Raw genomic sequence first — 5,763 nt, 5'->3', positions numbered from 1 at the left:
ACCGGGCGCGGGCGGCCCCATGTTGAAGCGCACCCGGTCGATGCAGCCGGTATAGCCCTGGTCGCTGGTCGGCAGGCGGGCGGCGCGGATCATCGCGATCGCCTGGGTCCCGAAATCGGCCGAGGGTTGGGCGTCGACCACCGTCCAGTTGCCCGTCTCGCCCCAGGGGGCCACGTCATAGCGGATCACCGCCCAACCCTCGATCGAGCGGCGGCGATAGGGTTCGGGAAAGCGCAGCTGCGGCGGGACGGCCCAGCCATGCTGATCGGGGCAGTGGCCCGCGACCTTGGTTTCGCGGATCGCCTCGGGCATGTCGGGGGCGGGCAGCTTGGCCGCCATGCGCCAATAGGGATAGAGGCAGCCCTTGCGCGCGCCCTTGGTGAAGCGCGACTCGCGCATCGCCTTCAGCCCGGCGGCGTCGAGCGCCCGGTTGCCCGTGCCTGTCAGCACGGTCGGCGCACGGACCTTGCCCGACGCATCGACATCATAGCGGATCATCGACCAGTCGCGCACGCCGGGTGTCGCCGGGATGGTCGCGAAATCGGGATAATGCCGCTCCAGCGGTTGCGGTTGTGGCGGGTCCTGGCAATCCCCGGCCGCGTCGCGAATCCGCTTCCACCCCTCCTCGGGCAGGCGGCCCGACAGCGGATGGACGGTGTAGGACATCAACTCGGGCGCGTCCGCCTCGGCCATGGTGCTGCTGCGCATCGTGTAGGTGATGCTGCAGTCCTGATGCGGCGCGCGCTCGGCGAAGCGGCTGGCCGTCAGCGCGGGCGCGACATCGTCGGAATAGGGCACGAAGTCGGTGCCGCCCCGGCCGATCGACACAGGTCGGCCGGTGGCGTCGATCGCGAAACGGATCGTGATGCTGCGCGCGCCGTTCCCGCCCGCCCAACCGAGCTGGTTCCAGGGCCGCCGGACCGTCAATGGCCCGGCCAGCACCGCGCCGTCGCACCGGACCTCGCCGGGGCTCCATTGGATCAGGACGCGGGGGTTCGAGACCGAAATAATGGGTGGCGGAACATTCGTCTTGGGAGACTGGGCGCCGCCGGACGCGGTCACCAGGCCGAACGAGGCGATCAGGGCAGGGGCGGAGGGAAGGAACCGGATCATCGCGCGCTCCACGGGACGCGGCCGACAAGAGCCGCCGCCATGGCGGGCCGGGACCGATCCGGGGGACAGCCTATGGGCTGCCGGGGCGCGAGGCGAGGGGGATTTTCACCCCCAATCCCGAAACCATGAAAAAAGGGCGGCACCGCGATCGGCACCGCCCTTCTCCCCCCAAGAAACGCTTTCGCTGTCGATCAGAAGGCGGCGGTCAGTGAGAAGACCACCGTCGCATCCGAGATCGAGGCGCCCCCTGGCGTCTGATATTGCGAGAAGTTCGGCTGGATATAGGCGGCCTTCGCCTTGGTGATGTCGGTGTCGACATAGGACACGTTGAAGGTCAGGTTCTTGTGAACCGCGACATCGGCGCCCAGCGACCAGTCCCAATAGCTGCCGGTCGGCGACAGGCTGGTGCCGTTGGGGCCCAGGCCCGGATTGCCCTTGGAATAGCCGATATGCGCCTTGGCGGTGATCGGCGTGTTCGGGATGGCGGCCGCGCCGTCGCCGGTCAGATAGATGTTATCCCACCGCTGGCCCCGGCTGTACGAAGTGTTGGAGAAGTTGCCGAGCGAGGTCTGCTTGGGCGCGTAATAGGCACCGGCGGTCAGTGTCGCCGGACCCGCCGTGCCCGACAGGCGACCGAAGAATTCGACCACATCGGTTTCCGACGCGCCGCCCGGATAGGTGTACCAGGTCACGCCCGCATCGACCGTCGCGGTGCCGTAAGTGTGCTTGTACCCGGCAATGCCATCCAGCTCCATATTGGCGCCGCCGAACGTGCCCCAGCCCGCCAGGTTCGACGCGAAGGTGCCGATATAGAATCCGCTTTCATGCGAAACGGTCATCGCGACCTGGACGGCGGCGTTCTTGTTGGTCTGCGACACGCCGCGCAGGCGATAGTCGGTCAGGACCGCGGCGCTGCCGCTGACGGTGATCGCCGAAGGCGCGGCGGTTTCGGAACCGCTGTCCTGCGCAAAGGCGGGAGTCGCGGCGACCAGCGAGAGGCCGCCAAGGAGGATCGTGGAGAAGCGCATCGTTTCCCTTTCAAACGGAAATTCGATGTTCTCACCTGCAACCTCGCACCGGTGCGGCCTCTATGTGTCGGGTGAAACCCGGCGGACCGTCTGCCGTAGCGAGGTCTGGAAGATTGGCAGGCGGTGGTGCACTGCACAAGTATAATCTAACACTCGGTGATGCCATGATGACGCGATGTTGCGCGAATAACACAGATCAGGCGTCGAGATTCTCATGCCGCACCCCCGTGGGCAGCGAACGGATATGAATGTCGCGCTGGGGATAGGGCAGGCCGATGCCATGCTCCTTGAACAGGAACCATAGGCGGTTGAGCACGTCGGAACGGACATTGCCGACGCCGCTTTCCGGGTCGCTGATCCACGCCAATATCTCATGCTGGAGCGCATAGTCGCCAAAGCTCATCAGCCAGACGGTCGGCTTGGGGCTTTTCAGGACACGCGGTGATTCGCGTGCGGCGCGCAGCATCAGTTCCTGCGCCAGCTTCAGGTCGTTGTCATAAGCGATCGACACGGGAATGCGGACGCGGACGTTGCGGTCGGAATAGGACCAGTTCTCCACCTCCTGCGTCATCAGATTCTCGTTGGGGATCAGATGCTCCTTGCCGTCGCGGGTGATGATCGACACGGCGCGCACGCCGATCTTGTTCACCCAGCCGATCTCGTTCTGAAGCGCGATGACGTCGCCCGGCTTGATCGAGCGGTCCATCAGCAGGATGATCCCGGCGATCAGATTGCCGATCGTCTTCTGCAATCCGAACCCGATCGCCAGTCCGAACCCGCCCGAGAACAGCGCCAGGCTGGTCAGGTCGATCTCCAGCAGGTCCATCGCAAAGAAGAAGGCGAGGACGACGATGGCAATGCTGGCGAGTTTCTGCGCCAGCAGCTTCTGCGTCGGGTCCAACCCGCGCGCATGGCCGATCCACTGCTCGGTGATGCGCGTGACGGCACGGGTGACGGCGAGGATCGCGACCACCGTGACCAGCATCGTCACCAGCAACATGACCGAGAAGCGCCGCGATCCGATGGTAAAGCCGATCTGCTCGGCCAAGCGGCTGACCGGTTCCAGCCCCCCGATCTCGCGGCTGAACAATGCCACGAAACACACGATGGCGAAGACCCAGGCCAGCCAGCGCGGCAGGTTCAGTCCGCGCAGCAGCTGAAACCCCGCGCGCGCCACCGACGCGCCCAGAGCCAGCCCGATCGGCACCCCCGCCAGCGAATCCCAGGGCCAGATCGCGCCCAGCGTCATCAGCAGGAAGGCGGCGGTGCCATGCCGGGTGATCGCGCAGATCCGCGCGTACAGCACCTCGCCCTTGGCGATGGTGAAGCGCTGCACCATCGCGGCGATGGGCGGGCCGAGCTTGCGCCCCGCGATCACGCCGCCCGCCAGCATGGCGAGCGTCAGGACCGAGGCGACCGCCGCCTCCATGGCCTCGGCACGGGTCGGCAGTTCGATGCCGCTCGCCTGAAGCCATTCGAACAGGGTCATCCGCGCGCGGCCCGGAAGCGGGCAAGCCCCCGGTCGAGATCGGCGATCAGGTCGTCCGTGTCCTCCAGCCCGATTTGCAACCGGATCAGCGGCCCGGCGAATTCGCGCCGCGTCACGCTGCGATAGCGATGCGGGTCGGCGGGGATGGCGAGGCTCTCATAGCCGCCCCAGCTGAACCCGAGTCCGAAATGCGCGAGGCCATCGAGCATCGCGGTGCGCGCGGCGTCGTTGCCACCGTCGAGCACGAAAGCGAACAGCCCGCTCGACCCCAGAAAATCGCGCGCGAACACGTCATGGCCGGGGCAGGAAGGCAAGGCGGGATGCAGCACCTGCGCCACGCCGGGCTGCTCGACCAGCCACTGGGCGATGGTCAGCGCACTGGCCTGATGCTGGGCAAGGCGGACGCCCATGGTGCGCAGCCCGCGGCTGCCCAGATAGGCGTCGTCCGGGCTGGCGACCTGGCCCAATTGGAAACTCGTGTCGCGCAAGGCCGACCAGTGCGATGGCGCGGCGGTAACCGACCCCAACATCGCGTCCGAATGGCCGACGATGTACTTGGTGCAGGCCAGCACCGTCAGGTCGACACCCTTGGCGATAGCGGGGAAGAAGAGCGGCGTCGCCCAGGTGTTGTCGAGGATCGTCGTGATCCCACGCGCCTTGGCGACGTCGACGATGGCGGAGATATCCTGCACCTCGAACGTCAGCGAGCCGGGGCTTTCGAGGAAGATCGCGCGGGTCGCCGGGCCGATCAGCTCGGCGATGCCAGCCCCCACCAGCGGATCGTAGAAGCGCGTCGTGATCCCCATCCGCGCCAGCAGTCCGGTCGCCAGCCCCCGCGTCGGGTCATAGGCGCTGTCGACCAGCAGCAGCTCGTCACCCGGCGACAGCACCGACAGCAGCGCCGCCGCGATCGCCGCCACGCCCGAAGGATAGAGGAAGGTCGCCTCCGCCCCCGGCTCCAGGCTGGTCAGCGCGTCGGCCAGCGACCATTGGGTGGGCAGGCCCTTGCGGCCGTAGAACAGCTTCTCGTGCAGATCGCCCGCACCGGTGGCGCGCATATGCGCGACATTGTCGTACAGCACCGTCGAGCCGCGCCAGACGGGGACGTTGACCACGCCCTTGGTCCATTCGGCGCGGCGGCCCGCCTGGACCAGACGGGTGGCGGGCTTGATGGGCAGGTCGTCGTCGGTCATCGTCTCAAGCGTCTTTCGCTTTGGGGGTGCTGGGGTCGGAACCCCATTCGGTCCAGCTGCCGTCATAGACCGGCATCAGGCCGCCGATCCGCTCGGCCCCGAAGGCGAGGACGCAGGCGGTGATGCCGGAGCCACAGGTGGCGACCATCGGTTTTGCGGGATCGACCCCGGCGGCGGCGAATTCGGCGGCGATGGCGTCCGGGGATTTCCAGCGGCCATCGCCCTCGAACAGGCGGGAATAGGGCAGGTTGATCGCGCCAGGGATGTGGCCGGGCTCGACACCCGGGCGCGGTTCGGGCTCGGCCCCGGCGAAGCGGCCGGGCGAGCGGGCATCGACGATCTGGGCATCGCCCGCCTCGACATGGGTGCGGACCTCGCGAAGGCTGCGCACGCGGGCCAGATCGGCTTGCGTAAGGAACAGGCCGGGGGCTTCGGGGGCGCCCGCCGGGCCGACCATGACCGGGTGCCCCGCCGCTACCCAAGCCTCCAGCCCGCCGTCGAGCAGCGCCACCGATGGCGCACCGAACAGGCTGAGCAGCCACCAGACCCGCGCGGCGCTGTGCAGCGGGGAACGGTCGTAGAGGACGATCCGGTCGGCACGGCCGACACCCGCCTCGGTTAGCACATGGGCGAAATACTCGGCCGGGGGCAATGTCATCGGCAGGTCGCTGTCGGGATCGGCGAGCGCCCCCATCGGCAGGAAGCGGGCGCCGGGGATATGCCCGTCCTCGAAGCCACGTCGGGCCTTGGTGCCGTCCGCATCGTCGAGGAAGTAGGTGACGTCGAGGATGCGGACGTCCGCTTCGCCTGCGATGGCGGCGAGCTCTTCCGGGTTTAGGAGTGGCGGCATCTCGGGCTCCTCGGTCGGTCGGCTCCGTACCTAGGCGCGTTGGGGGCGGGCTCGCAAGCGGGGCGCGGTAAGCCCCTCCCGCAGGCGGGA

Annotated in this window: 5 protein-coding genes; all 5 read right to left on the bottom strand. The window is 67.8% G+C overall.

Annotation, left to right across the window (positions count from 1 at the left end; genetic code table 11):
• Positions 1-1,113: energy transducer TonB (locus SB4_RS15105; RefSeq protein WP_082670203.1), on the bottom strand; the 1,113-nt coding region annotated here is incomplete at its 3' end.
• Between the two features lie 191 nt (positions 1,114-1,304).
• Positions 1,305-2,141, bottom strand: a complete 837-nt coding sequence (locus tag SB4_RS15100) for a TorF family putative porin (protein ID WP_058716220.1) — start codon at positions 2,139-2,141, stop codon at positions 1,305-1,307.
• A 196-nt stretch (positions 2,142-2,337) separates the two neighbouring features.
• Positions 2,338-3,630 carry a mechanosensitive ion channel family protein gene (locus SB4_RS15095; protein WP_058753230.1) on the bottom strand — a complete coding sequence of 431 codons (1,293 nt, stop codon included), beginning with the start codon at positions 3,628-3,630 and terminating at the stop codon, positions 2,338-2,340.
• Positions 3,627-4,823 carry a cystathionine beta-lyase gene (metC, locus tag SB4_RS15090; protein WP_058753229.1) on the bottom strand — a complete coding sequence of 399 codons (1,197 nt, stop codon included), beginning with the start codon at positions 4,821-4,823 and terminating at the stop codon, positions 3,627-3,629. The genes SB4_RS15095 and metC overlap by 4 nt, the downstream gene beginning before the upstream one ends.
• Before the next feature lie 4 nt (positions 4,824-4,827).
• Entirely contained in the window at positions 4,828-5,673 is an 846-nt protein-coding gene (locus SB4_RS15085) for a sulfurtransferase (RefSeq protein ID WP_058753228.1), read from the bottom strand.
• Between the last annotated feature and the right edge of the window lie 90 nt (positions 5,674-5,763).

The sequence above is a fragment of the Sphingomonas sanguinis genome, assembly GCF_001476905.1.
Taxonomy (GTDB): Bacteria; Pseudomonadota; Alphaproteobacteria; order Sphingomonadales; family Sphingomonadaceae; genus Sphingomonas; species Sphingomonas sanguinis_B.
The sequence above is the reverse complement of the archived record's forward strand: the minus strand, read 5'-3'. Positions and strand labels throughout refer to the sequence as shown.

Bases quoted from the DNA above. Each gene is read 5' to 3' on its own strand.
- SB4_RS15100 (WP_058716220.1), bottom strand. From the start codon at position 2,141: ATGCGCTTCTCCACGATCCTCCTTGGCGGCCTCTCGCTGGTCGCCGCG.
- SB4_RS15095 (WP_058753230.1), bottom strand. From the start codon at position 3,630: ATGACCCTGTTCGAATGGCTTCAGGCGAGCGGCATCGAACTGCCGACC.
- metC (WP_058753229.1), bottom strand. From the start codon at position 4,823: ATGACCGACGACGACCTGCCCATCAAGCCCGCCACCCGTCTGGTCCAG.
- SB4_RS15085 (WP_058753228.1), bottom strand. From the start codon at position 5,673: ATGCCGCCACTCCTAAACCCGGAAGAGCTCGCCGCCATCGCAGGCGAA.